The organism is Mesorhizobium sp. M0659, from assembly GCF_040320605.1.
Taxonomy (GTDB): Bacteria; Pseudomonadota; Alphaproteobacteria; order Rhizobiales; family Rhizobiaceae; genus Mesorhizobium.
Map to the genome: position 1 here is coordinate 172,228 of NZ_JAMYPY010000010.1, position 25,912 is coordinate 198,139.

Annotated in this window: 22 protein-coding genes; 5 read left to right on the forward strand and 17 right to left on the reverse strand. The window is 64.0% G+C overall.

The features are described from left to right. Positions 1-53: 53 nt before the first annotated feature. From NKI31_RS18170 to NKI31_RS18195, 6 genes are all read right to left on the reverse strand, one after another. Complete coding sequence (locus NKI31_RS18170) at positions 54-461, reverse strand: F0F1 ATP synthase subunit epsilon (protein WP_023668674.1); 408 nt, start codon at positions 459-461, stop codon at positions 54-56. A gap of 109 nt (positions 462-570) precedes the next feature. Further along, positions 571-2,142: a F0F1 ATP synthase subunit beta gene (gene atpD / locus NKI31_RS18175; RefSeq protein WP_023698224.1), complete on the reverse strand. Its 1,572-nt coding sequence runs from the start codon at positions 2,140-2,142 to the stop codon at positions 571-573. 70 nt (positions 2,143-2,212) lie between these two features. Continuing rightward, entirely contained in the window at positions 2,213-3,097 is an 885-nt protein-coding gene (locus NKI31_RS18180; RefSeq protein WP_023668672.1) for a F0F1 ATP synthase subunit gamma, read from the reverse strand. Positions 3,098-3,131: 34 nt separating this feature from the next. Continuing rightward, the gene (gene atpA, locus NKI31_RS18185; protein WP_023684101.1) at positions 3,132-4,661 is read right to left on the reverse strand and encodes a F0F1 ATP synthase subunit alpha; all 1,530 of its coding nucleotides are present in this window, start codon (positions 4,659-4,661) and stop codon (positions 3,132-3,134) included. Then, positions 4,661-5,221, reverse strand: coding sequence for a F0F1 ATP synthase subunit delta (locus tag NKI31_RS18190; protein ID WP_023700226.1), 561 nt, complete (start codon positions 5,219-5,221; stop codon positions 4,661-4,663). The genes atpA and NKI31_RS18190 overlap by 1 nt, the downstream gene beginning before the upstream one ends. A gap of 246 nt (positions 5,222-5,467) precedes the next feature. After that, a complete protein-coding gene (locus NKI31_RS18195) occupies positions 5,468-5,863 on the reverse strand; it encodes an AGROH133_08824 family phage infection protein (RefSeq protein WP_023684099.1) in 396 nt (131 codons plus the stop codon). 138 nt (positions 5,864-6,001) lie between these two features. Here NKI31_RS18195 and NKI31_RS18200 point away from each other — a divergent pair, with 138 nt between their 5' ends. Next, positions 6,002-6,190: a hypothetical protein gene (locus NKI31_RS18200; RefSeq protein WP_023693181.1), complete on the forward strand. Its 189-nt coding sequence runs from the start codon at positions 6,002-6,004 to the stop codon at positions 6,188-6,190. Positions 6,191-6,206: 16 nt separating this feature from the next. On the opposite strand, the gene NKI31_RS18205 is transcribed toward NKI31_RS18200, so the two are convergent. The 5 genes from NKI31_RS18205 to NKI31_RS18225 form a co-directional block, all read right to left on the reverse strand. Next, positions 6,207-6,902 (reverse strand): aspartate/glutamate racemase family protein, encoded by a 696-nt coding sequence (locus NKI31_RS18205; RefSeq protein ID WP_023684097.1) that lies wholly within the window; start codon positions 6,900-6,902, stop codon positions 6,207-6,209. Positions 6,903-7,012: 110 nt separating this feature from the next. Continuing rightward, a complete protein-coding gene (locus tag NKI31_RS18210) occupies positions 7,013-8,347 on the reverse strand; it encodes a lysine N(6)-hydroxylase/L-ornithine N(5)-oxygenase family protein (RefSeq protein WP_023668667.1) in 1,335 nt (444 codons plus the stop codon). After that, entirely contained in the window at positions 8,344-10,164 is a 1,821-nt protein-coding gene (locus tag NKI31_RS18215) for an IucA/IucC family protein (protein ID WP_352652247.1), read from the reverse strand. The genes NKI31_RS18210 and NKI31_RS18215 overlap by 4 nt, the downstream gene beginning before the upstream one ends. Then, positions 10,161-11,225, reverse strand: a complete 1,065-nt coding sequence (locus tag NKI31_RS18220) for a GNAT family N-acetyltransferase (RefSeq protein WP_352652248.1) — start codon at positions 11,223-11,225, stop codon at positions 10,161-10,163. Before NKI31_RS18220 ends, NKI31_RS18215 begins: the two co-directional genes overlap by 4 nt. Next, entirely contained in the window at positions 11,222-13,009 is a 1,788-nt protein-coding gene (locus NKI31_RS18225) for an IucA/IucC family protein (RefSeq protein ID WP_352652249.1), read from the reverse strand. The genes NKI31_RS18220 and NKI31_RS18225 overlap by 4 nt, the downstream gene beginning before the upstream one ends. 121 nt (positions 13,010-13,130) lie before the next feature. On the opposite strand from NKI31_RS18225, the gene NKI31_RS18230 reads away from it, so the two are divergent. Continuing rightward, a complete protein-coding gene (locus NKI31_RS18230; protein ID WP_352652250.1) occupies positions 13,131-14,297 on the forward strand; it encodes an MFS transporter in 1,167 nt (388 codons plus the stop codon). A gap of 11 nt (positions 14,298-14,308) precedes the next feature. Here the strand turns inward: NKI31_RS18230 and NKI31_RS18235 are convergent, their stop codons facing one another. From NKI31_RS18235 to NKI31_RS18250, 4 genes are all read right to left on the reverse strand, one after another. Further along, complete coding sequence (locus tag NKI31_RS18235) at positions 14,309-15,592, reverse strand: RhtX/FptX family siderophore transporter (protein WP_352652251.1); 1,284 nt, start codon at positions 15,590-15,592, stop codon at positions 14,309-14,311. Next, a complete protein-coding gene (locus tag NKI31_RS18240; RefSeq protein ID WP_352652253.1) occupies positions 15,589-15,963 on the reverse strand; it encodes a hypothetical protein in 375 nt (124 codons plus the stop codon). Before NKI31_RS18240 ends, NKI31_RS18235 begins: the two co-directional genes overlap by 4 nt. 15 nt (positions 15,964-15,978) lie before the next feature. Continuing rightward, complete coding sequence (locus NKI31_RS18245) at positions 15,979-18,231, reverse strand: TonB-dependent receptor (protein ID WP_352652254.1); 2,253 nt, start codon at positions 18,229-18,231, stop codon at positions 15,979-15,981. Positions 18,232-18,455: 224 nt separating this feature from the next. Beyond that, a complete protein-coding gene (locus tag NKI31_RS18250; protein ID WP_352652255.1) occupies positions 18,456-20,639 on the reverse strand; it encodes a primosomal protein N' in 2,184 nt (727 codons plus the stop codon). A 90-nt stretch (positions 20,640-20,729) separates the two neighbouring features. Here NKI31_RS18250 and fsa point away from each other — a divergent pair, with 90 nt between their 5' ends. Beyond that, on the forward strand, positions 20,730-21,386 hold the full coding sequence (fsa, locus tag NKI31_RS18255; RefSeq protein ID WP_023688874.1) for a fructose-6-phosphate aldolase: 657 nt from the start codon (positions 20,730-20,732) through the stop codon (positions 21,384-21,386). Between the two features lie 89 nt (positions 21,387-21,475). On the opposite strand, the gene NKI31_RS18260 is transcribed toward fsa, so the two are convergent. Beyond that, the gene (locus tag NKI31_RS18260) at positions 21,476-22,072 is read right to left on the reverse strand and encodes an LPS assembly lipoprotein LptE (protein ID WP_352652256.1); all 597 of its coding nucleotides are present in this window, start codon (positions 22,070-22,072) and stop codon (positions 21,476-21,478) included. Further along, the gene (leuS, locus tag NKI31_RS18265) at positions 22,059-24,701 is read right to left on the reverse strand and encodes a leucine--tRNA ligase (protein ID WP_352652257.1); all 2,643 of its coding nucleotides are present in this window, start codon (positions 24,699-24,701) and stop codon (positions 22,059-22,061) included. The genes NKI31_RS18260 and leuS overlap by 14 nt, the downstream gene beginning before the upstream one ends. 148 nt (positions 24,702-24,849) lie before the next feature. On the opposite strand from leuS, the gene NKI31_RS18270 reads away from it, so the two are divergent. Both NKI31_RS18270 and NKI31_RS18275 read left to right on the forward strand, forming a co-directional pair. Beyond that, positions 24,850-25,512 (forward strand): YggS family pyridoxal phosphate-dependent enzyme, encoded by a 663-nt coding sequence (locus NKI31_RS18270; RefSeq protein WP_023704951.1) that lies wholly within the window; start codon positions 24,850-24,852, stop codon positions 25,510-25,512. Between the two features lie 87 nt (positions 25,513-25,599). Then, positions 25,600-25,854, forward strand: coding sequence for a type II toxin-antitoxin system Phd/YefM family antitoxin (locus NKI31_RS18275; RefSeq protein WP_023704952.1), 255 nt, complete (start codon positions 25,600-25,602; stop codon positions 25,852-25,854). The last annotated feature ends 58 nt before the right edge of the window (positions 25,855-25,912 follow it).

Genomic DNA, 25,912 nt, shown 5'->3' on the forward strand with positions numbered 1-25,912 from the left:
TCATACCTTTGCCCGACCATGACCCCTCGGATCACGTCCAGTCATTCTGCGGCTTACGCCGGCAGCAGCGCGCCTTCGAGCGTGGTAAGCTGGCTAAGGAACTGCTCCGCCTTGCTGCGGCTCTGGTCGTCCTTGGCGTCGGCGGCGTCTTCCTTGGCTTCCTGGATGCGGCGGGCGAGATCGGCGCGGTCGATATCGCCGACGGCGACCGCCGATTCGGCGAGCAGCGTGCATCCGGCAGGGACGATGTCGGCAAAGCCGCCGAACACCACATAGCGTTCTTCCTTGCCGCCGGCGGTCTTCAGCGTGACGACGCCCGGCTTGATCGTGGTCATGACTGGCGCATGGTGCGCCATGACTGTCATTTCACCTTCGGCGCCTGGAATGACGACGGACTCGACCTGCTCGGAAACCAGGAGGCGCTCCGGCGAGACCAGTTCGAACTTGAAAGCTTCAGCCATGTCAATTTAGTGAGTAGGGAATAGTGAGTAGGGAGTAGGGCGAGGACAGCTGTCCTGATCACCCGGCCGCTATTCACTACTGACTACTGACTACTCCCTATTGCCTTGATTACGCTGCTTCAGCCGCCAGGCGCTGAGCCTTCTCGACCGCTTCGTCGATGCCGCCGACCATGTAGAAGGCGGCTTCCGGCAGGTGATCGTAGTCGCCGTTGCAGAGGCCCTTGAAGCCCTTGATTGTGTCGGCGAGGTCGACCAGCTTGCCCGGCGCACCCGTAAACACTTCGGCGACGAAGAACGGCTGCGACAGGAAGCGCTCGATCTTGCGGGCGCGGGCCACCGTCTGCTTGTCCTCTTCCGACAGCTCATCCATGCCAAGGATGGCGATAATGTCCTGCAGCGACTTATAGCGCTGGAGGATCGACTGCACCTGGCGGGCGACGGCATAGTGCTCCTCGCCGACGACCAGCGGATCGAGCATGCGCGAGGTCGAGTCGAGCGGATCGACGGCGGGGTAGATGCCCTTTTCCGAGATCGCGCGGTTGAGCACGGTCGTCGCGTCCAGGTGGGCGAACGAGGTCGCAGGCGCCGGGTCGGTCAAATCGTCGGCCGGCACGTAGATCGCCTGCACCGAAGTGATCGAACCCTTGGTCGTTGTGGTGATGCGTTCCTGCAGCGCACCCATGTCGGTGGCCAGCGTTGGTTGGTAACCCACGGCCGAAGGAATACGGCCGAGCAGCGCCGACACTTCAGAACCGGCCTGCGTGAAGCGGAAGATGTTGTCGACGAAGAACAGCACGTCCTGGCCCTGGTCGCGGAAATATTCGGCGACCGTCAGGCCGGTCAGGCCGACGCGGGCACGCGCGCCCGGCGGCTCGTTCATCTGGCCATAGACCAGTGCCGCCTTGGAGCCTTCGCCGCCGCCCTTCTTGTTGACGCCGGACTCGATGAACTCGTGATAAAGATCGTTGCCCTCGCGGGTGCGCTCGCCGACGCCGGCGAAGACCGAGAAGCCGCCATGCGCCTTGGCGACGTTGTTGATCAGCTCCTGGATCAGAACCGTCTTGCCGACGCCGGCGCCGCCGAACAGGCCGATCTTGCCTCCGCGGGCGTAGGGCGCCAGAAGGTCGAGCACCTTGATGCCGGTGATCAGGATCTGCGCTTCCGTCGACTGTTCGACATAGGTAGGCGCCGGCTGGTGGATGGCGCGCATCTCGATGCCGTCGACCGGGCCTTCTTCGTCGACCGGCTCGCCGATGACGTTGATGATGCGGCCGAGCATGCCCGGGCCGACCGGAACGGTGATCGGCGCGCCGGTGTCATAGACGTCCTGGCCGCGAACCAGGCCTTCGGTGGAATCCATGGCGATACAGCGCACGGTGTTTTCGCCCAGATGCTGGGCAACTTCGAGCACCAGGCGGTTGCCGACATTGGAGGTTTCGATGGCGTTCAAAATGGCCGGCAGATGATCGCCGAACTGCACGTCGACGACGGCGCCGATGACCTGGCGAACCTTGCCGATGGCGCCGGTCTTCTTGACGGCAACGCTCGTCGTCTTCACTGCCGGAGCCGCGGCCTTGGCGGGCGCGGCCGCCTTCTTGGCCGGAGCGGCCTTCGCCGCTGCTGCCGGAGCCTTTGCGGCCGCCTTGGGGGCCGTCTTCGCGGGGGTCGCTGCTTTCGCCATCGTCTTTACCCTTCTCGTCCTTTGTTTCTCACGCTCCATCAGAAGGTCGATGACCTCCTGGCGGTCGCGCCTAGAGCGCTTCGGCGCCCGAAATGATTTCGATCAGTTCCTTGGTGATCTGCGCCTGCCGCTGGCGGTTATAGGTGATCGACAGTTTGTTGATCATGTCGCCGGCATTGCGCGTTGCATTGTCCATGGCGCTCATTTTGGCGCCCATCTCGCCGGCTGCGTTTTCGAGCAGCGCGCGGAAGACCTGGACCGAGATGTTGCGCGGAATGAGGTCGGTGAGGATCTCGCCCGGCTCCGGCTCGTATTCGTAGACGGCATTGCCACCCGCGGTCGCTTCGGCGGGAGCGGAGGCCACGCCGGCAGGAATGATCTGCTGCGCGGTCGGAATCTGGCTGATCACCGACTTGAACTGCGAATAAAACAGCGTGCAGATATCGAAGCCGCCTTCGCCGAACAGATGGATGATCTTACGGGCGATGGCATCGGCATTGACGAAGCCGAGCTTCTTGACATCGCGCAGGTCGACGCGGTCGATAATGAGCGAGGCATAGTCTCGGCGCAGAATGTCGAAACCCTTCTTGCCGACGCAGATGATCTTGACCTGCTTGCCGTCGGCCAGCAGCCGGCGGATATGGTCGCGGGCCAGACGTGCAATCTGCGAGTTGAAGCCGCCGCAAAGGCCGCGCTCGGCGGTGCAGACGACGAGCAGATGCACATCGTCCTTGCCGGTGCCGGTCATCAGTGCCGGGGCATCGCCGCCGCCGCCGATCGCCTGCGTGATATTGGCCAGCACCGCACCCATCCGCTCGGAATAGGGACGCGCCGCTTCCGCCGCTTCCTGCGCGCGGCGCAGCTTCGCCGCGGCGACCATCTGCATCGCCTTGGTGATCTTCTGCGTCGCCTTGACCGAGGCGATACGGTTACGAAGGTCTTTTAATGAAGGCATGCTTCAAACCTGATCTCGAGCGTCCGGCTTCTTCTCAAGCGAAGGTCTTGGCGAAGGCGTCGATCTCGGCCTTCAGCTTGGCGCGCAGATCGTCCGACAGCGCCTTTTCCTTGCGGATGCCGTCCAGCACGTCCTTGCCGGCCGAGCGCATATGGCTGAGCAGACCATGCTCGAACTTGCCGACCTGGTTCAGCGCCAGCTTGTCGAGATAGCCGTTGACGCCGGCGAAGATCACCGTGACCTGCTCCTCGACCTTGAGCGGCGAGAACTGCGGCTGCTTCAACAGTTCGGTCAGGCGCGAGCCGCGGTTGAGCAGGCGCTGCGTGGCGGCGTCGAGATCGGAGCCGAACTGCGCGAACGCAGCCATTTCGCGGTACTGCGCCAGCTCTCCCTTGATCGAGCCGGCGACCTGCTTCATCGCCTTGATCTGCGCCGACGAACCGACGCGCGACACCGATAGGCCGACGTTGACCGCCGGACGGATGCCTTGGAAGAACAGGTTGGTTTCGAGGAAGATCTGGCCGTCGGTGATCGAGATCACGTTGGTCGGGATGTAGGCCGACACGTCGTTGGCCTGCGTCTCGATGATCGGCAGCGCGGTCAGCGAACCGCCACCCAGATCGTCGTTGAGCTTGGCGGCGCGCTCGAGCAGGCGCGAATGCAGGTAGAACACGTCGCCCGGATAGGCTTCGCGACCCGGCGGGCGGCGCAGCAAGAGCGACATCTGGCGATAGGCGACGGCCTGCTTCGACAGATCGTCATAGCTGATCAGCGCATGCATGCCGTTGTCGCGGAAATATTCGCCCATGGTGGCGCCGGTGAACGGCGCCAGGAACTGCATCGGCGCCGGATCGGAAGCTGTGGCGGCGACGATGATCGAATATTCAAGGGCGCCGCGCTCTTCGAGAACCTTCACGAACTGCGCGACCGTCGAGCGCTTCTGCCCGATGGCGACGTAGACGCAGTAGAGCTTTTCCTTTTCCGGCCCGTTGTCGTGCACGGCCTTCTGGTTGAGCATCGTGTCGAGGATGATCGCGGTCTTGCCGGTCTGGCGATCGCCGATGACCAGCTCGCGCTGGCCGCGGCCAACGGGGATCAGCGCATCGATGGCCTTGAGGCCGGTCGACATCGGCTCGTTGACCGACTTGCGCGGGATGATGCCTGGCGCCTTGACGTCGACGCGCTTGCGTTCGGTCGCCTTGATCGGGCCCTTGCCGTCGATCGGATTGCCGAGCGCGTCGACGACGCGGCCGAGCAGGCCCATGCCGACAGGCGTATCGACGATGGCGCCGGTGCGCTTGACGATGTCGCCTTCCTTGATGTCGCGGTCGGCGCCGAAGATGACGACGCCGACATTGTCGGCTTCGAGGTTGAGCGCCATGCCGCGGATGCCGCCGGGGAACTCGACCATTTCGCCGGCCTGGACATTGTCGAGGCCATAGACGCGAGCGATACCGTCACCGACGGACAGCACCTGGCCGACTTCGGAGACCTCGGCCTCCTTGCCGAAATTCTTGATCTGGTCTTTGAGAATTGCGGAAATTTCCGCGGCGCGGATGTCCATCAGCCGACCTCTTTCAGTGCAAGCTTGAGCGAATTGAGTTTGGTTTTGAGCGACGTATCGATCTGGCGCGAGCCCATCTTGACCACCAGCCCGCCGAGCAGCGACGGATCGACGGTAACAGTGATGGCCACGTCCTTGCCGGCGACGCTTTTCAGCGCGGCCTTGAGTTCCGTCTGCTGGGCAGCCGTCAGTTCATGCGCCGAAGTGACCTCGGCTGATGTCTCACCGCGCTGTTCGGCAGAGATCCGGCGAAATGCCTTGATCATGCCGGGCACCGCGAAGAGCCGGCGGTTGCGGGCGACGACGCGCAGGAAATTGCCGGTCAGGCCGGTGATGCCGGCCTTGTCGGCGATCGACGCGATTGCCTTGGCCTGGTCCTCGCTGGAGAACACCGGGCTGTTGATGAGGCGCGTCAGGTCGGCGCTGTCATCCAGCATCTTGGCGAAACTGTTGAGGTCGGCCTCGACCTTGGCCACCGAATTCGACTGCAGCGCAAGTTCGAACAGCGAACCCGCGTAGCGTTCTGCGACACCTGAGATTGGCGATGACGATTGAGCCACGGACCGTCTTTTCTCTTGTCTGAGGGGCCGCAGATTGTTGGCGCGAGCAAAAACTCTGGCTAAATCTTTGACCTTACTAAGTTTTTCCAAGCACGGAGGCGCGGCTTCCGCTATCCCCGGCCGAAAGTCGATTGCCGTCTAGCACAGGCATTTTAAGACCGCAATGCGTCGTCCCGCATGCTTTTCGGGCACTATTGTCGCATCCGGCCGCAGAGTTCAACCGAAGCCTTTGGATTGGCTGCCGATTCAGGGCAGAAAGCCGAAGACGAAGGCAAGCGGCAACGCGGCCAGGACGAGTTCGACGACGATCGACGCCCAGTTGAAAGGCGTGTTGGCGCCGTCCGACATCATCGACAGCAAACGGCCAAAAGCGGTGAACAGCCAGGAAAAGCCGAGTGCCATATAGAGCCACGGCTGCGCCAACAGAATGCAGCACAGGCTGACGCCGAGATAGAAGCCCGACATGCGGCCGCGCCCTTCCGCGATTGCCGCTGCCCTTTCGGGCCGGACCTGCAGCCGCAGAATCCGAAATGCCAGCCCTGGCGCGAGGAAAAACAGCAGACCGAGCGCCAAGGTGACGACGGCGCTGGACCAAGCCAGCCATTCACCCTGGCTGGTCGGCCACGGAAACGCGAATTCCATCTTGCTTTCATCCCCTCACAGCAATGCCGGATGCATTGAATGTCGCTGCAAAAAGAAGTCAAGCGCGCGGCAGTTTCGGCGCGCAATTCGTGAAGGAGCGGAAGGCTGTTTAGGCCGCGCACGCGTCCGGCCAGCATCGTGGCCAACCTGTATTGTCAGGCGACGCCTCCCTCCTATCTGCAGGACCGGTTTTGCACAGCCAAAGGCCCCGACACCGGTCGCCTTTATTTCCTGACCGGGCACCTCAATCTGGCCGGCACGGAAGCAGATCGATGGAAGCTGAAAGTGGCCGGCAGCGGCAATGTCGCCGTGGCTGCCCAGCCCTGATCCTTGTTTTGACCCTTCAGGGCAGCATGAATGCGACCGCCGCCTCAGCATGGATGCGCGTGGTGTCGAACACCGGAATGTCGAAATCGCGCTCGCCAATCAACATGGTGATCTCGGTGCAGCCCATGATGACGCCATCGATCTTCTCATCGCGCCGCAGACGGGCGACCTCGTCGATATAGGCCGCCTTCGATGCCGCGTTGACGATGCCCCGGCAAAGCTCGTCGTAGATTACCTGGTGCACCATGTCGCGCCCGGCCTGGTCCGGCACCACGGGCTGCAGCCCGTATTTCTCCGTCAGCCGGCCCTTGTAGAAATCCTGCTCCATGGTGAAGCGGGTCGCCAGCAGCGCCGGCCGCTTGACGCCGGCGCCCTTGACCGCGACGGCCGTGGCGTCGGCAATGTGGATAAGCGGGATCGACACCGCCGCCTGCACCCGGTCGGCGAGCTTGTGCATGGTGTTGGTGCAGATTAAAAGCCCCTCTGCGCCGCCCGCCTCCAGCTTGCGCGCGGCATCCGCCAGCAGCACGCCCGCACTGTCCCAGTCGCCATGATGCTGCCGGTCGGCGATTTCGGCGAAGTCGAAGGAATAGAGCAACAGCTTTGCCGAATGCAGCCCGCTCAGCCGCTCGCGCACGATCTCGTTGAGCAGGCGATAATAGATCGCCGTCGATTCCCAGCTCATGCCGCCGATGAGGCCAAGGGTTTTCATGCGCTGAGCCTCCAGCAGGACCGAACGATCTCTCTCACAGAAAAGCTTTACGGGTCGATGTCAACCTTAACGCGCGCCGTACCACGCTCTTCGGCCCGCCTCCACAAACATCACCGGGCGCCCGATTCGGTCATCCTCGCATTGGCGCCGAGATGATGCAGGCTTTGTATCGTGTGCCTTGAACTCCAGGCAACCGGCGGATCGGGCAGATCGAGATCGAACTGTGCCCGCCCGAGCAGCGAATTGACGATCTTGGCGCTGCGCCAAGCCATCAGGCTGAGCTGCGGCTCGGCTATGCCATGGCTGAGCCGGCCGGCATTGAGCGCGTAGATCCGGCGGTCGTCGGGCCCGTCCCATTCGACCTCGAAGCTGGCGTTGAGCCTGTAATGACCGCGCTCGTCCAGCGCGATCCTGTTCATGAGCGGTGCCATGCAATCAGGAATGGCAAAGGCATAGCCGGTGGCCAGAACCACCGCATCCACGGTGCGCGTCTCGATGGCGCCGTCGAAGCCGTTGCGCATGATCAGCCGGTATTCGCTGCCTTCCCGCGTCACGTTCAGCACTTCGCGGTGCGGCGTCATGTTGACCGCCGTCGTTTCCTCCGAGAGGTGCCGCAGCGTGTAAAGCTGGCGATAGATCGCCTTCAGCGTGCTCGTCGATGCGCCGTCACCGGCAAGCAGCTGCTGTTCCAGGATCGTCTCGCGCCGCCCTTGCGGCAGCCGATGGAAGTTTTCGACATAGCCCGGCGTGAAGAGTTCGTCGGTGAAAGGCGAGTCGTCCAGTGGCAGGAAATTCGGCCGCATCGAGATCCACTCGATTTCGCGGCCGGCGAAGCCGTCGGAGGAGATCAGATGCAGAAGCACTTCGGCGCCGCTCTGGCCACCGCCGATCACGGCGACACGCTGTCCGCTCAGGCGATCGAGGCGGTTGGCGGCCTGGGCGTTGTGGAAGCATTGATCGGAGGCCGCCGCCCGCGCCCAGGCGGGGATGTTAGGCACCAGCCCGACGGCAATGGCGAGATTGCGCGCGTTCACCTGCTCGCGGCCGATACGCAGCCTGAAATTCGTTCCGTCGAAGTCGATCCGGTCGACGGCGCTGGCGAAGCGCAGCGAAGACAAGTTCTCGCCGACCCATCCGAGATAGCGGGCGAATTCCGGCCGCGGGATGGCTGAGAAATCCGCGTTGAGGAATTCATAGAACCGCTTCTGCGCGACCAGATAGGACATGAACGACCATGGGCTGGTCGGATGCGTCGCGGTGACGAGATCCTTGAGGAAGGATGTCTGCAGTTCGACGCCCGGCAGCATCATGCCCGGATGCCATTCGAGCCGCGTCGCCCGATCGAAGAAGCGCGCTTCGACGCCGTCCACCGCATCGAGATGGGCGGCGAGGCTGAGATTGAACGGCCCGATGCCGATGCCTGCGAGGTCAAGCGTATGGGTCATGGCGAACTCCTTATGGAGCTGGCTGGGCTGATGGGAGATCGCCGGGCTGACTCGGGGTTAAGCGGATTGTCGAGCGGTGTGCCAAGGTCGGGCAGAGGGCGTTCGCCGCTGTCGCCGTAGCCGATGGCGAAGCGCACCTTGTTGATGGCGATGCGTGGGATCTTCGGAGCAAACAGATCGAAGAGCGCGAACCGTTCCGACAGATCCGGGTTCTGCGCCTGGTAGCGCCGGATGGCGGCGGCCAGGATGGCGTAGAAAGTCCTCTCGTCGAAGCGGTCATAGGCGGCCAGCGCCTCGGATAGGAAGCGCAGAACGCTGACGATGTGTCCCGTTTGCAGATGCTGGAGAAGATGTGCCGGCGGCCGGCGCTTCAGCGTCGACAGGATTTTGGGGTCGAGGCCGGCCAGTTCGGGAAACGGCTGGTCGACGAGATCGAGGTCGCCCTGGAAATCCTTGACCGCCACGCCGAGAGGCGTCGCTCCGTCGAGGATGATGGTGACGTTCTGGCCATGGGCGATGAAGCCGACGCCGTAACGGCACATGAAGTGGTAGAGCGGCACGAAGGCCGTGGAGAACAGGCGATCGAGCCATGCCTCCGGACCAAGGCCGGACTGCTCCATCAGGGCGCTGGCGATCGGCCTGCCATGCGCGTCGCGCTGCGGCAGGGCGCCCATCATCATCGGCCGCTGGCCCGCTGTCAGATCCTTTTCGGGGCTTTCGCGCCATATGGCGCCCAGCATCTCGCAAAACTGATAGGGCGCGCCTTCAACGCCGGTATAGTGCGGATGCGGATAGAAGGCGCCGGCGACTTCCTGCAAGACCTTGACGTCCTTGAGCACCGGGTCCGCGGCCGCCACCGTGGCCAGCCAGCGCGACAGATCGGCGCCGATCGCCATGTATTTGCCCGGCACGCCGCGCCACGCTGAGGTGTTGAGGACGGTCAGCGGCAGCTTGACGTGCAGCGCCTCGGGCCGCGCCACATTGGCAAGAGTGCGCAGCGACTGCAGGGGCAGGAACGGATCGCCGAACTGGCCAAGCGGCACCAGCCGGCCGGCGGCGATCTCGCTACCATATTGCGAGGCGATCATCGCCTGCCACTGCCAGGGGTGGACCGGCAGCAGCCTATGCGTCGATCGCGAGATCCCGGCGGCGCTGAAAGCCGCTTCGAGCCTTGCGCGCTCGTAGTCGCCGAGTGCGGCCTGCAGCAGCGCCTCTTCGTCGAGCCCGCAGTCAAGCGCCAGCAGGCAGCGATCGCTGGCGGCGGCAAGCCAGAAGAGCTGGAATGCGGCAGCCGATTCTGGCGCGTAGCGCTCGAAGTCGTCCCGTCCCCAGCCGAGCCGGCCCTTGTTGGCGGGCGCCTTCGGATGGCCGTCGAGCAATGCCTGCAACTCGGTATCCGGCAGCGCGGCTAGTTCGGCGGCTGGTCGATTGCCGCGGGCTTTGGCGATCCGCATGTCGGCCATCAGCGTGTTGTAAAGCTCCTTCGCATAGGTGCAGAATGTTGCCGGCGGCATGCCGAGCGTCTCGCGCGCGTCGGCGAAGAAGGCGACCGCATCGTCGACCGGCAGCTCGATGCCGGCATCGCGGGTCAGCGTCTCCGGACGGACGGCGATCTGACCCCACAGGCGCCGCGTCGCGGCAAAGCGATAGGTCACGCCGGGGCCGAGCGTCAGTTTCCATCGGCCGGGCGAAAGCTCGCGGGGCGACAGGCACTCCTCGAAGGTCAGTTCGGAAATGGCCTTGGCGACGGCATCGCGGTTGATCGCGGCCCAGCGTGTCGCCTCGCCCGCTTTGGCAATCGGTTGCTGCACCGTCACAGCGGCACCTCGCGGAAGAAGCGTTCCCGCTCGCAGCAGACCAGTGCCGCGCGCTTGTGCGGGAAGTCGAACTCCTTGACTTTGTCGTAGGCGGCGCCGGCGCAATAGCTCAGCATCTTCTGGTGCGCTGCGCGTGGCTCGCCGACGACGCGCTGCGTGCGCGGCTCGTCGAGGAACAGATAGTGGGTGACGGAACGGAACAGAGCCAGCGTCTTCGGCCGGCCGAGATGGCGCGTATTGCCGATCAGCCCATGCCAGCCGCGATCCCAGTCGAGTGGCTCGTAATAAGGCCCGAGCCGGTCCTCCTTGGCCCAGTAGAACTCGAAATAGCCGGTCGGCTCCCCATCGAAGCTGGCGATGACGCCGAAGATGTGCGGATCGCTTTCCTGCTCGGCGAGATATTTGTCGAGCTCTTCATGGCTCTGGGCAAGTTCCCAGAAGAAGGCGACACGGCCATCGTTCATCCAGCGATGGAAGAGGTCGAGATCGGTCCGGCGGTCGATCGGGCGCAGCGACACGGTGAGACCGATCTCCGGAATCCAGCGTTCGTACATCGGGCCGCAGGGGCGCGGTTGGCGCAATGGCGGCAGCCGGTCTTGCGGGCCGATAGCGGTCATCAATGCCGGATAGGTGACATGCGAGGCCTGGCTGCGCCACAGCAGCGGCAGCTGGCGCAGGACCGAGCGATGGATGACGGCGCGTTCCGGTTCACCCGGAACCGTCTCGGTAGCCAGCGCCGAAACCGGCCACAGCGTCTTGGCCGCCGGCAGGAAGGCGCAGTCGAAGGAAGGATGCAGGCGCAGCGCGGCGTCGACGAGACCTGCCAGGATTTGCGGTTGGTCGAGGCGGCCGCCAATGAACGCGACATCGTCGATGAGCAGGCGGCCATCCGCGTCGGAGATGCGGGCCTGTCCCACCGCTGTTCCCTCAGCGTTGACCAGGCTGACATGGCCATCGCCGGCACGGATGGCGAGCGGCTCCGCGGCCGAGGCCAGATGCTGCCATCCTTCGTTGCCGGCGACGGTGGCGGGTGACCAGTTTTTCGCAGCCTCGATGTTCATGCGTATTCTCTCACATGCAGGGGGTTCGGAAGCTCGACGTAACCTGCCAGCGGGTCGGTCACTTCGGTGTTCTCATTGATGTCGCGCAGCGCGATCAGGAAATTGCCCTTGGCGGCGAGCGTCGGCGCGTTGAGCAAATAGTCGACGCAGGACCGGTCAGCCATCGGCGTGGCGGCCAGCCGCTCGAGCGAGCGGCGGAATATCGCCAGCAGATCGTCTTCGTTGGTAAGGCCAGCGGCGGCAAGGGCTGCGACGGCGGCGAAAGCGCCATTGACGACCAGATAGTAGCCGAACAGCTTCGCGGCCGCTTCCGCTGGGAAGACATGATCGCCCGCCTGACCGGCCTCGGGCACGAATTCGCGCAGCCTGGGCAGGAATTCCTCGACATAACCAGTGCCCTGGCAGTCGCGAAAATAGAGCGCATTCGGCCAGCCTCCGGAAAGACCGACGACGAGGTTCTGCTGATGGGCGCCGAACAGCAGGCCTAATTCCGAGAAGGCAACGATAAACGGCTCGATGGCAGCATGAAGGAAACGCTCGAACCACAAACGCGCCGTTTCCTCGACAGGTCGCTTCTCGTCGCGGGCGATACGGTGGACCAGGTCGGACAGATGGCTTTCGGTACGGCCGGGATGGCGCTCGCAAAGCGCGCCGAGAACGGCAGCCGGCGGATTGCCCGTGCCGCGAAACGGGTTTTCGCGAAACGAGACAATGGTATCCGTCATCAGCCGGCCGTCTTCGTCACGCAGGCCGAACCAGGCGGGCTCACCCAGCACCGTCATGGTTGGGCAGCGGCTCTGCAAGGCGCCGCCGAGCTTGCCCTTGACCAGCCGGTGCACCGAAAGGCCGCGCCGGCACTCATGCTCCTCGACGATGCGCCTGGAATTAGTCAGGCGCAGGCTGAGCGAGAATTTCAGCATCCACTCGGCTTCAGCTGAATGAACCGTGCGCAGCGAGGTCGTGGCCCGCCACGCTGGTCCGCCGAGCCCAACATCGACGATACGGCCGGCGCAAAACAGGCGCTCGACGCGGTCTTCCAGCATGAGCCGTACGGCCTGCCACGGATGCATCGGAACGAGAACCTTGCCCTGTTGCTTGCCAGCCCGAGCAAGCAGCTGCGGATCGCTGGCGGCAAGCCCGCGGACCATCTCGGTGACATCTAGCGGCTCGACGCTGCCCCCAGTGAGGATGGTCGGGTCGACGGCCCACCAGCGCAGTTTGAACGCATTGCAGTATTCATGCCCGAAGCGCGCGGAATCAGTCTGCGTGAACTCTTCGCGACTCATCGGCGCCGGATGCACGGCATGGCCGAAGCGCAGGGCGCTTTCGGCATCGATGAAATCAGGATCGCCTTCGGAGAAGGGCCGCGACGATCCACGCGCCGCAGTCGCGTCAGCGATTGCGGCGATGCTGGCCAGGCTGCGGCGCAGGAAGGTCAGTCGGCTTTTCGCTGTCGCCCGGCCGGCAATGTCGGGATCCGCCAGGATCAGCGCCAAAAGGCTGAAAAGGTCGATCTCGGACGCCTCGCCATCGGCCCCCTCGCTACTAATATCGAGGCGCCAGAGCGGCATCGCGAAATCGTGGTAACCAACCTTCGAGCGATGCCGCGCCTCGACGAGCACCGCCGCGCGCGAGGCAGGGAAATTCAGACGCAGCACGGCCGCCTGCGGCCGAAACAGCCCGGTTTGGCTGGCGTCGACGAATTCCCAGCCATCCCATTCCCGCAGCAACGCGTTGAGGAACGGGCTTAATGCAGAGGAAGATTCTGATTTTACTTGTTCCATGTGCATCCTCATAAATCCACACAATACTGTAGTATTATATCTTATACGCTGTGGTTATTAGAACATTTCTGTTGATTATTTATTCTAACCAGGAAATAAGCTTCGCGTTATGACGACCAGTATGAAAAATCGATCTTCGCTTCTTCGCCGCCTGGCGATCGCGGTCTCGGCAATCGGCTTCGGCCAGTCGGCCTTCGTATCGCTCGTTCCCCTGGTGATGGAGCGGCTGAGGCTCGACACGTTTGCTATCGGCGCGGCAACTGCTGTCGGCGCGGCGGCCTTTCTGGTCGGCTCGCCGCTGTGGGGTCGCATGGGCGAGCGGCTTGGCCATGCCAGGCTGCTGCGCTTGCTCGGCCTCGCCATGCTGGCCGGCCAGGCGGTGTTCGCCATTCTGCTGATAGCCGGCACGGGAGCCGCGCTGGGCATCGCTTTGCTGATGCTTTCGCGAACCGTGTACGGTTTTGCCGCGTCCGGCGTCATGCCGACGGCGCAGGTCTGGGCCAGCCGCTCGGTTGCCGATGACAGGCGACAGGCCGCGCTGGGACTGCTTGGCGCCGGCGTCAGCATGGGGCGGCTGGCCGGCGCGCTGGCGGCAACGGCTGCCGTCCTGTCGCCGCTGCTGCCGCCCATCCTGTTCCTGTTCAGCCCGCTGTTGCTGTGGCTCGCGCGGGGCAAAGGGGAAGCCGGCAGACGGGCCGACGGCAGGGCGACCGACGTCGGCCGTGGAATATCGCCCTTCGATCGCCGCGCTCTGCCTTGCCTGGCGATGGGCTTGTGCCTGACGCTCGGCTTCGGACAGGTTCAGATGATGCTCGGCCCGATGACCCAGCAGCGTTTTGGCCTTGGTGCGACGCAGGCCACGACGTTGACCGGCCTGACCCTGATGCTGGTCGCCGTCGTCATGGTTCTGGTCCAGGGACTGCTCATGGCGCGCCTGCGGCTGGCGGAGCGCAACAGCGTCATCGTCGGCTGTCTCATGGTTTGCGTCGGCATGACGGCGCTGGCCGTCACGGCCAGCCATGTTGCCTCGGCAGCGTCTCTGGTGGTGGCAGCGGCCGGCATTGCCCTGGCTACACCCGGCTACACCGCCTGGCTGATGAAGCGCCTGGAGCCCGGCGAGCAGGGCGCGGCGGCCGGCTGGCTCACCAGCACCCATGTGCTCGGCCAGAGCATCGGCGCATTGGCCGGCGGCTTCGCCTTCACGCTCTGGCCCTTTGCGCCGCTGGCCGGCTGCGCGGCGCTGGCTCTGGCCGCCGCCGGTCTTGCAGCCATGGTTCATAAGCACTAGCGAACCTGCGCTCATTCGGCGACCTCCGGCAGCGGCATCGGCGTTCCTGGCTGGGTCTTTGCGGCATCGGCGAAATGGGCATTCAGCATGCGATAGGTCGCCACCGCGGCGATGCCCGACAGCACTGTCGCCAGGGTGAACAACGCGGAGTAGCCGAGCATGTCGGCAAGGCGGCCGGCAAGCATGGAGCCGACGAGGTAGACGATGAGCTGGGCGCAGGACAGGATGGTGAAATCGGTGCCGGGTTGGTCCGACGACGTGACGGACATGAACAGGCTGTAGAGCGCCACGATCTCCATGTAGCGCACCAGCGTCTGCAGGAACGAGGCGCCGAAGATCGGCCAGAAGCCGGCGATAGCGCCGAAAGCGTGCAGCGCGAAGATCAGGAAGCAGATGGTTCGCAGCGCGCCGAGCAGGCCGAGCACCGAGGCGGCGCCCCTGTTGTGCAGCAGCCACGCCGCCAGCGCCGAGCCGCCGAGCCCGACGGTGAGCGCGGCACCGCCCGAGAGATAACCGATGATATCGAGCGGCACGCCGGCATCGACGAGATAGGAGCCTTCCATCGACTTCACCAGCCCCTCGCTGGCGCGGTAGATGAGCGCGATCCACAGGATCTGGCGTGCCTCCGGCCGGCGCAGAAAGCGCAGGATCGAGGGGCGGTCGATGGCCGCCTGCGGCGCGCTGGCGACGGGATCGGTCTCGCGCATGGCGAAGGCGGCGACCAGCGGGATGATGGACAGCGCGGCCACCATGGCCACCATGGTTTGCCAGCCGGCATGATGATAAGCCAACAGGCCGAGCGTGCCGCCGAGAACGACGCCGAGCGCGACGGCGCCGCCCTGGATCGCATTGCCGATCGGCCTGTCCTTCGGGTCGAGATATTTGGCCGCGTAGCCGTCGGTGGCGATGTCCTGGGTCGACATCAACAGGCTCACGACAAGGCCGACGGCAAAGATACCGGCGACATCGGTCGGCTCGATCCAAAGCATGGCGGCGATGCCGGCGATGACGCCGATCTGGGTGATGATGACCCAGCCGGCGCGATGGGCGCGGGCCATTGGCCGAAAGCGGTCGACCAGCGGCGCCCATAGGAATTTCAGCACCAGCGGCAGCATCAGCAGCGCCATCAAGCCAATGGCGGTGCGCGACACGCCCTGCTCGCGCAGGATCGGCGGGATCGCCGCGGCAAACAGATAGCTCGGGATGGCCTGCGCCAGATAAAGGCAGGCGAGAACGACGAAAAGCCGCAGGCGCGAAAGCCCGGCGGGCGCCGGCCGGTCTGCGTCGGCGCTCATTTGAGATAGTCCTTCGGTGCGTAACCGTTCAGGAAGGCGCCGGCCTCCGCCCGGCTGCGGGTGACGAGCACTGGAAAGCCGAACAGGCTTTGCCAGACGCGCTGCATGTTCTCGTCGGCGGCGGGGCGCACCAGCGCACAGGCGCGGCAGGCTTTTTCGAGCTGCTCGCGTTCCGCCTTGTACCAGAGGTTTTGCGCCTTGCGCTGGGCGTCGCTCAGCGCGATCTCGATGCGGATATCGACCAGGAGCACGAACGGCTCCCGTTCCTGCGAAAGGCGGCCGAGCGCCTCGATATAGCGCGCGCCATCCGCCGGATCGGCTGGCGCTTCTGCCAGCAGCGAGACTAATGCACCGTTTCGTTGGAGAGACACCGCCACCGCCGCCCCTCAGAATGTGATCTGGTAGGACAGCGCGACCGAACGCCCCAGACCCGGAACGTCCGCCCCGCGCGTCGCCGATGCGGAAGGGTTGATGTAGTAGGTGTCGAACACGTTGCGCACGGCAAGGTTCAGCACGCTCTCATTGGCGAACTTCTTCGACACCGCGAGATTGACCAGCGCGGCACCGTCCAGGTCCTGGGTGGCGATGCGGTCGCGTCCGGAAAACAGCTCCAACTCGCTGCGCAGGGTCAGCTCGTTCTCGAAATGGGTCGTGAGATAGACCAGGCCCTTGTAGGTCGAGGGAATGCGGTTGTTGGGCAGATATTCGTTGGCTTCGATGTGGCCGTCGCGATCCGCATCGTATTTGCCTTCGACATAGCCGGCCGATCCGCCCAGCGTGAACATGCCGCTGAGGTCCGCCTCGAGATTGGCTTCGACGCCCCAGATGCGTTCCTTCTGCTGCGATACCCGGTTGTTGACGATGTCGTAGCTGACGCCGTTGTCCGAGGTCGACAGATAGGTGCTGACGCCGCCGCGGTAGTCGCCCCAGTCGCCGCGCAGGCCGGCTTCCCAGGTGTTCACAAGCTGAGGCTCGGGCGCGATATCGGCATAGCTGATCGCATAGTCGGGCGCGTTGGTGCATGGCAGCAGCGGCCGGATCGCCGTGCCATAGGCGTCGCAGGTCTCGGCGTTGGAGTTCAACCCGGCGCGGCGAGTGAAGCCGCCAATGTCGGTCAGGCTGTAGCCTTGCGAGAAATTGCCGAAAAGCTGCATCCTTTCGGTCAGATCATAGACGGCGCCGGCGTTGAAGGTGACGGCGTCGTAGTCGAACGAGCCGCCGGTCACCCGGATCGCCGGCAGGCCTATGATGTTGCGGCCAAGCAGAACGGCAGCGGCAGGCCGGGTGAAGTCCTCAACGTTGAGATAAAACTGGTCGTAGCGCGCGCCGCCGCTGATGCGAAAACGATCCGTCACCGGAATTTCGCCCTGCGCAAACAAGGCGACCGAGTTCTGGGTCGTGGGCGAGATGGCGTCCTGGCCGTTGGTCAGCTGTTGGTCGGTGGCATCGAAGACATAGTCGCCGCCCCAGGTCAGCGTGCTGCCCTGGGTGATAAAGTCCATCGGCGTGTTGACGGTCAGGTTGACGCCGCTGCGCCGCGACTGCAGCGCGGTCTGGTTGAAGTCGGCCGTAGGATCAGTGCCCGGCGGCAGGATCACCGGCCGTGTCGGGTTCGTCGGCAGGTAGACCTGGCTGTTGACGGCCGAGAATTTGGTGAAGGGCGACTGCTTGAAGATGTCGTTGTAGAACGCCTTGACCTCGAGGTTTCCGAACGCGAAGTCGCTGTCTGTGTATTTGGCGGTCAGATACTTCGAATCTTCCTTCAGCGGCTTGCCTTCATAGGGATCGCCGAAATCCGGGGAGACGGGATTGGTCGTGTAATCGGTGAACCAGTCCGGCTTCTGCTTGGCATAAGTCCAGTCGACGCTGACCTCGAAGCGCCTGGAATCGAACTGGTAGCCGGCCACGCCGAAGAGATTGCCCGTGCCGGTGCGGTCGCCGCCGCCTTGGCCGAGCATGGCGTCCGAAGCCATCTCGTTGCCGTGGCCGTCATAGGTGCGGCGCGACAGATCGCCCGAGGCCGAGAAGAAATAGTCGAAATCGCCTTTCTTGCCCTCGACCGAGACGCTGGTGCTGGGCCCGGCCGACTTGCCGGGATTCTCGGTGAAAGCGGTGACGCCGGTACGCACCGCCACCTTCGGCTTGTCGCTGTCGCCGCGCTTGGTGATGAAGTTGATCGTGCCGCCGGTGGCGCCGGCGCCATAAAGGCTGGAAGCGCCGTTGATGACCTCGATGCGCTCGACCGAATTCAGGTCGATCATCGACAGGATGCGTGACACGTCACGCAGCGGCGTGTTGCGCGGCACACCGTCGACCATGATGAGCACGCTGCGGCCGCGGAAGGTTTCCGAGGCGCCCGAAATGGTCTGGTTGCGCGGAGCGTAGCCGGGAACGATGCGGCTGATCAGGGTCGCGGCGTCGATGTTCTCCTGCGCGGCTTCCTCGACCTGTTCCCGCTCCACGACCTGGACAGACTGCGCGACGCTGGAAATCGACCTTTCGTTGCGGCCGGTGACGAGGATCTGGTCGAGCACGGTGGCTCCCTGCTTGTCGGTCGGGGTGGCTTGCTGGGCAAATGCCGCGCCTGCCACAATCGACGAACCCAAAGCCGATGACCAAAGAAGTGAAAATCTGCGCATGCTGCCCCCATCCATGCCCTGGTCCCCAGTGCCAAAGCGGAAAGGCCCAGTTATAATTCATGATAAAACGAGTCAACATTTATTTTATGACTTTTTAAATCAGGATTAGTCAGCGAACGGCGGCAGGCGGGTACATGAGCAGCGAGCGTTTTAGCAGGCGCTAAGATGCTGGGTTTTCTTGACAAAACGGCACAGGGGCGCCGGCTGCGGCTTAGCCTTTGTGCTTACAAGAAGCTCTGCGGATCGATGTCGACCTGGACGCGAACCGAGCCGCGCTGCTTCGGCCCTTCGGCGAGCATGGTGCGGATGAAGCCTTGTATGTCGGCGCGCTTTTCACCCTGGATCAGCAAGCGGAAACGATGGCGCCCACCAAGCAGCGACAGCGGCGCCTCGGCCGGACCGAGCACGAACAGGTCGCTGGCCTGGGGAGCTGCACGGCGCAGGCCGCGCGCGTGGCCTTCGGCCTCTGCCCGGGTCACCGCGCTGACGATGACGCCGGCGAGCCTACCGAACGGCGGCAGGACGGCGCGTTCACGCTCGGCAATCTCGCGCTCGTAAAACGCCTCGGCATCGCCGGAGACGATTGCCCGCATCACCGGATGGTCCGGCTGAAAAGTCTGCAGCAGGCCCAGGCTCTTCTTGCCGGTGCGGCCGGCACGTCCGGTCACCTGGCTGAGCAATTGGAAGGTGCGCTCGGCGGCGCGCGGATCGCCATTGGCGAGGCCCAGATCGGCATCGACGACACCGACCAGCGTCATGTTGGGAAAGTTGTGGCCCTTGGCGACCAGCTGCGTGCCGATGACGATGTCGGCCTCGCCATTGGCGATGGCTTCGAGCTCCAGCCGCAACCGCCTCACGCCGCCCATCAGGTCTGATGACAGCACGATGGTGCGGGCATCGGGGAAGTGCGCCACCACCTCTTCGGCGATGCGCTCGACGCCGGGCCCGCAGGCGACCAGATGGTCGAGCGTACCGCATTCCGGACAAGCCTCCGGCCGCTTCTCATTGTGCCCGCAATGGTGGCAGACCAGCTGGCCGCGAAAGCGGTGCTCGACCAGCCAGGCCGAGCAGACCGGGCAACCGAAGCGGTGGCCGCAGACGCGGCACAGTGTCAGCGGCGCGTAGCCGCGCCGGTTGAGGAACAGCAGCGACTGCTCCTTCTTCTCCAGCGTGCGCTGCATCTCTCCAATCAGCAGCGGCGACAGGAAGCCGCCCCGGGCCGGCGGCGCACGCCGCATGTCGATTGTCTTCAGGTCGGGCAGAGCGGCCTCGGCGAAGCGCGCCGACAGCACCGCCCTGCTGTAGCGGCCCTGCTGTGCGTTGACGCGGCTTTCGACCGATGGCGTCGCCGATGCCAGCACGACCGGAAAGCCGCTGATATGGCCGCGCACCACCGCCATGTCGCGGGCATTGTAGAAGACGCGGTCCTCCTGCTTGTAGGCGAGGTCGTGTTCCTCGTCGACGACGATCAGACCGAGTTCGCAAAACGGCAGGAACAGCGCCGAGCGCGCACCGGCGACGACCCGCACGCCGCCTTCCGCCACCTGTCGCCAGACCTTTTCGCGCATTCTGGGCGGCAGGTCGGAATGCCATTCCGCCGGCTTGGCGCCGAAGCGCTGCTGGAAGCGTTCGAGGAAGGCATGCGTCAGCGCGATTTCCGGCAGCAGGATCAGCACCTGCTTGCCCTGGTCTAGAGCGGCCGCCACCGCCTCGAAATAAACCTCCGTCTTACCCGATCCGGTGACGCCGTCGAGCAGCGTGACGTTGAAAGCGGCAGCCGCGACATTGGCGCGCAGCATGGCGGCGGCATCGGCCTGGTCCGGCATCAGCTCCGGCATGGCGTAGGAGGGATCGGGCGCTGCGACCACCGGTCGCGGCGGGATCATCACCGTCTCGAACACGCCTTGCGCCTTGAGCCCCTCGATCACCGTCGACGACACGCCCGCCGCATGCGCCAGGCCGGATCGCGTCCAGGCAAGCCCCCCTTCCGCCGTCTCCAGCACGCGCGTCCTGGCATCCGTCATCCGGTCCGGCATGACGAGGGTTCGCTGCAGGCCCTCGATCCACGGTTCTGGATCGAACGCCTCCGGCGCGCGCAACAGCATGCGCGCCACCATGCCGGGCGGCGACAGCGTGTACTGCGCCAGCCAGTCGACAAAGCGGCGCATGCCGCGGTCGATCGGCGGGCAGTCGAAGACCTGTTCGATCGGGCGCAGCTTTTTGGCGTCGATATTCTCGACCGCACCATCCCAGACGATGCCGGCAACCTGGCGCGGACCGAGCGGCACGCGCACGATCGAGCCCGGCACCACGCGCATGCCGGCGGGCACAGCGTAGGTGTAGGGCCGTTCGGCGGGCATCGGCACCAGCACCGGCGCGGCTGCGACAAAGGGCGAATCTTCGATCATCGGGCGTGACCTTGCCCCGACTTTGGTCTAGATCAAAGGGCAACCCCGAATGTGCATGGCATGCACATGGAAATCTTTCAGGAGACCCCCATGAAATTTTTTGTCGACACCGCTGACATCAAGGACATCAAGGAACTGAACGACCTGGGGCTGCTCGACGGCGTGACCACCAATCCCTCGCTGATCCTGAAATCCGGCGGCAAGATCGCCGAGGTCACCAAGCAGATCTGCGACATCGTCAAGGGCCCGGTTTCGGCCGAGGTTGTTGCGGTCGAATACAAGGACATGATGGCCGAGGCCAACATCCTGGCCAAGATCGCCGACAATGTCTGCATCAAGGTGCCGCTGACGCTCGACGGCCTGCGCGCCTGCAAGACGATCCGCACCGAGATGAACCGCATGGTCAATGTAACGCTGTGCTTCTCGGCCAACCAGGCGCTGCTGGCGGCCAAGGCCGGCGCCTCGTTCATCTCGCCCTTCGTCGGCCGCGTCGACGATACCGGCGCGGACGGCATGGAACTGATCCAGGAGATCCGGCAGATCTACGACAATTACGATTTCGACACCGAGATCCTCGTCGCTTCGGTTCGCACCGTGAACCACGTCAAGCAGGCAGCCCTGATCGGCGCCGATGTCGTTACCGCGCCGGCCGCGACGCTGAAGGCGCTGGTCAAGCACCCGTTGACCGACAAGGGCCTGGATCAGTTCGCTGCCGACTGGGCCAAGACCGGCCAGAAGATCGGCTGAGATCGGTTCGATACAAACGAAGAAAGGCCGGGAAACCGGCCTTTTTGTTGCGGACTGCTAAAAGTCTAGTTGGCAGCGCCAGGGAATGCTCAGGCCTTCTTGCCGTGCCTGACCAAGTCCTGGGCGACCGACAGGCTCACCATTTCAGCCAGTTCACGCGCGGCGCGGTTCTCGGCGTCGAGCTGTGCCCGGTAGGAGGCGAACTCCTGCGTCGGCTTGTCGAAGGATGATGGGATCGACCGTTTGCCGGTTGCGATCACCACGCCGGTCGTGGCATCGGTCAGCACGTAGTTTGCGGTCAGCGTCACCGTGCCTGCCGTCGGCTCGTCTTCGTCGGTCTGGATCTGCACCACCGCGGCCGATTCGACCAGTTCGGTGACGCCGAGATCGAGCATGTAGACCGGCGCCGTCGGCTCGCCGGCGCCTTGGCCAAAGGCAAAGATCAGATTGTTGCGGACCTGCTGGGCGTAGCGTGTCTTGACCGGCTTGACCGCGATCGACGCCAGTTCCGCCGAAGCGCTGACCGTGGAACCGGCGCTCAGCGGCGCGCTGGAATAGAGCGGCCTCACCGTGCAGGCCGAAACCAGCGCCACCGAGGCGACCATGCCGTACAGCGCTGCGCGGCGCAGCAATAGCGTCGTCTTTTCCAGATCAGGCCCCATCCTTCTGAAGTCAAGCAACGACATTGACGATCCTCTGCGGCACGATGATCACCTTGCGGGGCGCCTTACCTTCCAGCGCTTTCTGCACGAAGTCGAGAGCCAGAACCGCTTTTTCGATCGCACCTTGGTCCGCGTCGCGGGCAATTGTCAAATAGCCGCGCATCTTGCCGTTGACCTGGACCGGCAGCACAACCTCGTTGTCGACGACCAGCGCCGGATCGTAGACCGGCCAAGGCCGTTCGGCGACCAGATCAGTGCCGCCCAGCGTGTGCCAGCACTCTTCGGCCAGATGCGGCATGACCGGCGCGACCACATGCACCAGGATCTCCACCGCCTCGCGGCAGGCGCCTTTGAGCGCCGCATCGGCCTTGCCCTCGGCGATGTCGTTGAGCGGCGTGGTCAAGGCATTGGCCAGTTCGTAGATGCGGGCAATGGCGCGGTTGAAGCCGAGCTTCTCGATATCCTCGCCGATGGCCTTCAGGATCTTGTTCGCGGCCTTGGAAACGGCACCCGCCTCGCCCTCCTTCGCCACCTGCGGCTTGACACCGTCGAGCGTCTCGGCGGCGATCGACACCAGGCGCCAGATGCGCTGGATGAAGCGGTGCGCGCCGGCCGCGCCGTCGTCGGTCCATTCGACGTCGCGCTCGGGCGGCGAATCCGACAGCATGAACCAGCGCGCAGTGTCGGCGCCGTAGCCATCGGTGATGTCTTCCGGGCTTACCGTATTCTTCTTCGACTTCGACATCTTTTCGAGTGAGCCGATCGCCGCCTCTTCGCCGGTGGCGATCTCGATGGCGCGGCGCTTGCCGCCGACATCCTCGATCCTGACCTCAGCCGGCGACAGCCAGCGGCCATTGCTCGACGCACCGCCGACGCGGTAGGTCTCATGCACCACCATGCCTTGCGTGAACAGGCCCTTGAACGGCTCGGCCAGGTCGAGATGCCCGGTCGCGCGCATGGCGCGGGTGAAGAAGCGCGAATAGAGCAGATGGAGGATCGCGTGCTCGATGCCGCCAATATACTGGTCGACGGCCAGCCAGTCATCGGCAGCCTTCGGCTCCGTCGGCTCATTGGCCCAGGGCGCTGTAAAGCGCGCGAAATACCAGGACGAATCGACGAACGTGTCCATCGTGTCGGTCTCGCGGCGCGCATCCTTGCCGCATTGCGGACACTTCACATGCCGCCAGGTCGGGTGGCGGTCGAGCGGATTGCCGGGACGGTCGAACTCGATGTCGTCGGGCAGCTTGACCGGCAGGTCGGCTTTCGGCACCGGAACCACGCCGCAATCCTCGCAATGGATCATGGGGATCGGACAGCCCCAGTAGCGCTGGCGCGAAATGCCCCAGTCGCGCAAGCGGAAGTTCACCTTGCGCTCCGCCATTGGCCGCCCGCCTATGGTTTTCTGCTCCAGGAGCTTTGCCACCTCGTCGAACGCCTGCTCCGGCTTCATGCCGTCGAGGAAACGCGAATTGATCATCACGCCGTCATCGACATAGGCGTCTTCCGTGACCTGGAAGGTTTTGGCGTCGGCATCTTCCGGCATCACCACCGGGATCACCGGCAGGCCGTATCTGTTGGCGAAATCGAGGTCGCGCTGGTCGCCCGACGGGCAGCCGAATATGGCGCCGGTGCCGTATTCCATCAAAACGAAATTCGCGACGTAGACCGGCAGGGTCCACGAGTCGTCGAACGGATGCACGACGCGGATGCCGGTGTCGAAACCTTTCTTCTCGGCCGTCTCCAGTGCGGCCACCGACGTGCCCATATGTCTGATTTCTTCGATGAACTTGGCCAGTTCGACATTGCTCTCGGCGGCCTTCCTGGCCAGCGGATGATCGGCGGCGACCGCCATGAAGGAGGCGCCGAAAATGGTGTCGGGCCTGGTCGTGTAGACTTCCAGCTCGCTCGTGTCGCCACCAATCTTGCTAGAACTTGGCTCTGCCAGCGGCCAGCGGATCAGCAGCCCTTCCGAGCGGCCGATCCAGTTCTGCTGCATCAGCTTGACCTTTTCCGGCCACTCGCCGAGACCGTTCAGCGAATCCAGCAAGTCCTGCGCGTAATCGGTGATCTTGAAGAACCACTGCGTCAACTCACGCTGTTCGACCAGCGCGCCCGAGCGCCAGCCGCGCCCGTCGATGACCTGCTCGTTGGCGAGCACCGTCATATCCTCCGGGTCCCAGTTGACCTTGGAGGATTTGCGCGTCACCAGCCCCTTTTCGACGAAGTCGAGGAACAGCATCTGCTGGCGGTGGTAATAGTCGACGTCGCAGGTGGCGAACTCGCGCGCCCAGTCCAGCGACAGGCCCATCATCTTGAGCTGCTCGCGCATGGCGGCGATGTTGGCGTAGGTCCATTCCTTGGGATGGACCTTGTTCTGCATCGCCGCGTTTTCGGCCGGCATGCCGAAAGCGTCCCAGCCCATCGGGTGCAGCACGTTGAAACCCTTGGCCCGCTTGTAGCGCGCCACCACGTCGCCCATCGTGTAGTTGCGGGTGTGGCCGATATGGATCTTCCCCGAGGGATAGGGGAACATCTCCAGCACGTAGTATTTCGGCTTCGGATCGTCGTTATGCGCTTCGAACAGCTTCTTTTCGGCCCAGGCCTTCTGCCATTTGGGCTCTGACGCGCGCGGATTGTATCGTTCGGTTGCCATCGGATGATTTTCACTTAAAAGCAGGCGCAGACCGCCGGACAAGGCCCGGTGGCCGAGGTAAATGTCGTCGCGGTGTTCACCATGGATTGCCGGACCCGTCAACTGCGGCGAGCCGGCCAAGACGATTAAAGACAGGCAGGATATGGGCATGGCCAGCGCCGTCGAACAGTTTTTCGCCGTCAAGACGAGGATCGCTGCCGCCGAGCGCGAGGCCGGCCGTGACGCCGGTTCGGTGACGCTGGTTGCGGTGTCGAAGACTTTTGAGACCGACGTCATCCGCCCGGTCATCGAGGCTGGCCAGCGCGTCTTCGGCGAAAACCGCGTGCAGGAAGCGCAAGGCAAATGGCCGGCCTTGAAAGCGGAATTCCCTAATATCGAACTGCATCTGATCGGCCCGCTGCAGTCGAACAAGGCGAGGGAAGCCGTCGCTCTCGCCGACGTCATCGAGACCGTCGACCGCGAAAAGCTCGCCGCCGAACTCGCCAAGGAAATCGTGCGCCAGGGCCGCACGCCGAAACTCTACGTCCAGGTCAATACCGGCTCGGAGCCGCAAAAGGCCGGCATCGAGCCGCGCGACGCCGTCGCCTTCGTCGCCCGCTGCCGCGATGTCCATGGCCTCGCCATCGAAGGCCTGATGTGCATCCCGCCGGCCGACGAAAACCCCGGCCCGCATTTCGCCTTGCTGGAAAAGCTCGGCAAAGAGGCCGGGGTCGCAAAACTGTCGATGGGCATGTCCGGCGACTTCGAGACCGCCATAGCCTTCGGCGCCACCAGCGTCCGCGTCGGGTCAGCGATTTTTGGAAGCCGGTAGCCTTCGGCTCGTGAGACACCTGTCGTTCCCCGGCTATTCGAGCTAATGTTTCGAGCACATCCGGCGAGTTAGCGAGGACTATTCTTCTTGGACTGGCACCTCAGGGACGCGAGAAACAATCTTTCGAAGCTTGTACGACAGGCGCACGAAGAAGGGGCGCAAACCATCACCTTGCGCGGAAAGCCGGCTGCCGTCGTATTATCTCCTGATGACTATGACCAACTGATCGGCGCAAAGCCTTCGCTTGCCGAATATCTTCTCTCCGGTCCCGCGTGGGACGACGATTTCGACGAGGAGGTCAACCGCCGCTCAAAGACGATCATCCGGCCCGTGGAATTCTGATAGATTTTTCGGCATGAAGATCATCTCGCGACGGTTGACGGGCTCTATGGGCCAACTG

Excerpts from the sequence above, each read along its gene's own strand:
- NKI31_RS18230 (WP_352652250.1), top strand. The coding sequence starts at position 13,131 with ATGAAAAATCGATCTTCGCTTCTTCGCCGCCTGGCGATCGCGGTCTCG.
- NKI31_RS18245 (WP_352652254.1), bottom strand. The coding sequence starts at position 18,231 with ATGCGCAGATTTTCACTTCTTTGGTCATCGGCTTTGGGTTCGTCGATT.
- leuS (WP_352652257.1), bottom strand. The coding sequence starts at position 24,701 with ATGGCAACCGAACGATACAATCCGCGCGCGTCAGAGCCCAAATGGCAG.
- NKI31_RS18180 (WP_023668672.1), bottom strand. The coding sequence starts at position 3,097 with ATGCCTTCATTAAAAGACCTTCGTAACCGTATCGCCTCGGTCAAGGCG.
- atpA (WP_023684101.1), bottom strand. The coding sequence starts at position 4,661 with ATGGACATCCGCGCCGCGGAAATTTCCGCAATTCTCAAAGACCAGATC.
- NKI31_RS18260 (WP_352652256.1), bottom strand. The coding sequence starts at position 22,072 with ATGTCGTTGCTTGACTTCAGAAGGATGGGGCCTGATCTGGAAAAGACG.
- NKI31_RS18235 (WP_352652251.1), bottom strand. The coding sequence starts at position 15,592 with ATGAGCGCCGACGCAGACCGGCCGGCGCCCGCCGGGCTTTCGCGCCTG.
- NKI31_RS18205 (WP_023684097.1), bottom strand. The coding sequence starts at position 6,902 with ATGAAAACCCTTGGCCTCATCGGCGGCATGAGCTGGGAATCGACGGCG.
- NKI31_RS18270 (WP_023704951.1), top strand. The coding sequence starts at position 24,850 with ATGGCCAGCGCCGTCGAACAGTTTTTCGCCGTCAAGACGAGGATCGCT.
- atpD (WP_023698224.1), bottom strand. The coding sequence starts at position 2,142 with ATGGCGAAAGCAGCGACCCCCGCGAAGACGGCCCCCAAGGCGGCCGCA.
- NKI31_RS18210 (WP_023668667.1), bottom strand. The coding sequence starts at position 8,347 with ATGACCCATACGCTTGACCTCGCAGGCATCGGCATCGGGCCGTTCAAT.
- NKI31_RS18195 (WP_023684099.1), bottom strand. The coding sequence starts at position 5,863 with ATGGAATTCGCGTTTCCGTGGCCGACCAGCCAGGGTGAATGGCTGGCT.
- NKI31_RS18225 (WP_352652249.1), bottom strand. The coding sequence starts at position 13,009 with ATGGAACAAGTAAAATCAGAATCTTCCTCTGCATTAAGCCCGTTCCTC.
- NKI31_RS18250 (WP_352652255.1), bottom strand. The coding sequence starts at position 20,639 with ATGATCGAAGATTCGCCCTTTGTCGCAGCCGCGCCGGTGCTGGTGCCG.
- NKI31_RS18220 (WP_352652248.1), bottom strand. The coding sequence starts at position 11,225 with ATGAACATCGAGGCTGCGAAAAACTGGTCACCCGCCACCGTCGCCGGC.
- NKI31_RS18170 (WP_023668674.1), bottom strand. The coding sequence starts at position 461 with ATGGCTGAAGCTTTCAAGTTCGAACTGGTCTCGCCGGAGCGCCTCCTG.
- fsa (WP_023688874.1), top strand. The coding sequence starts at position 20,730 with ATGAAATTTTTTGTCGACACCGCTGACATCAAGGACATCAAGGAACTG.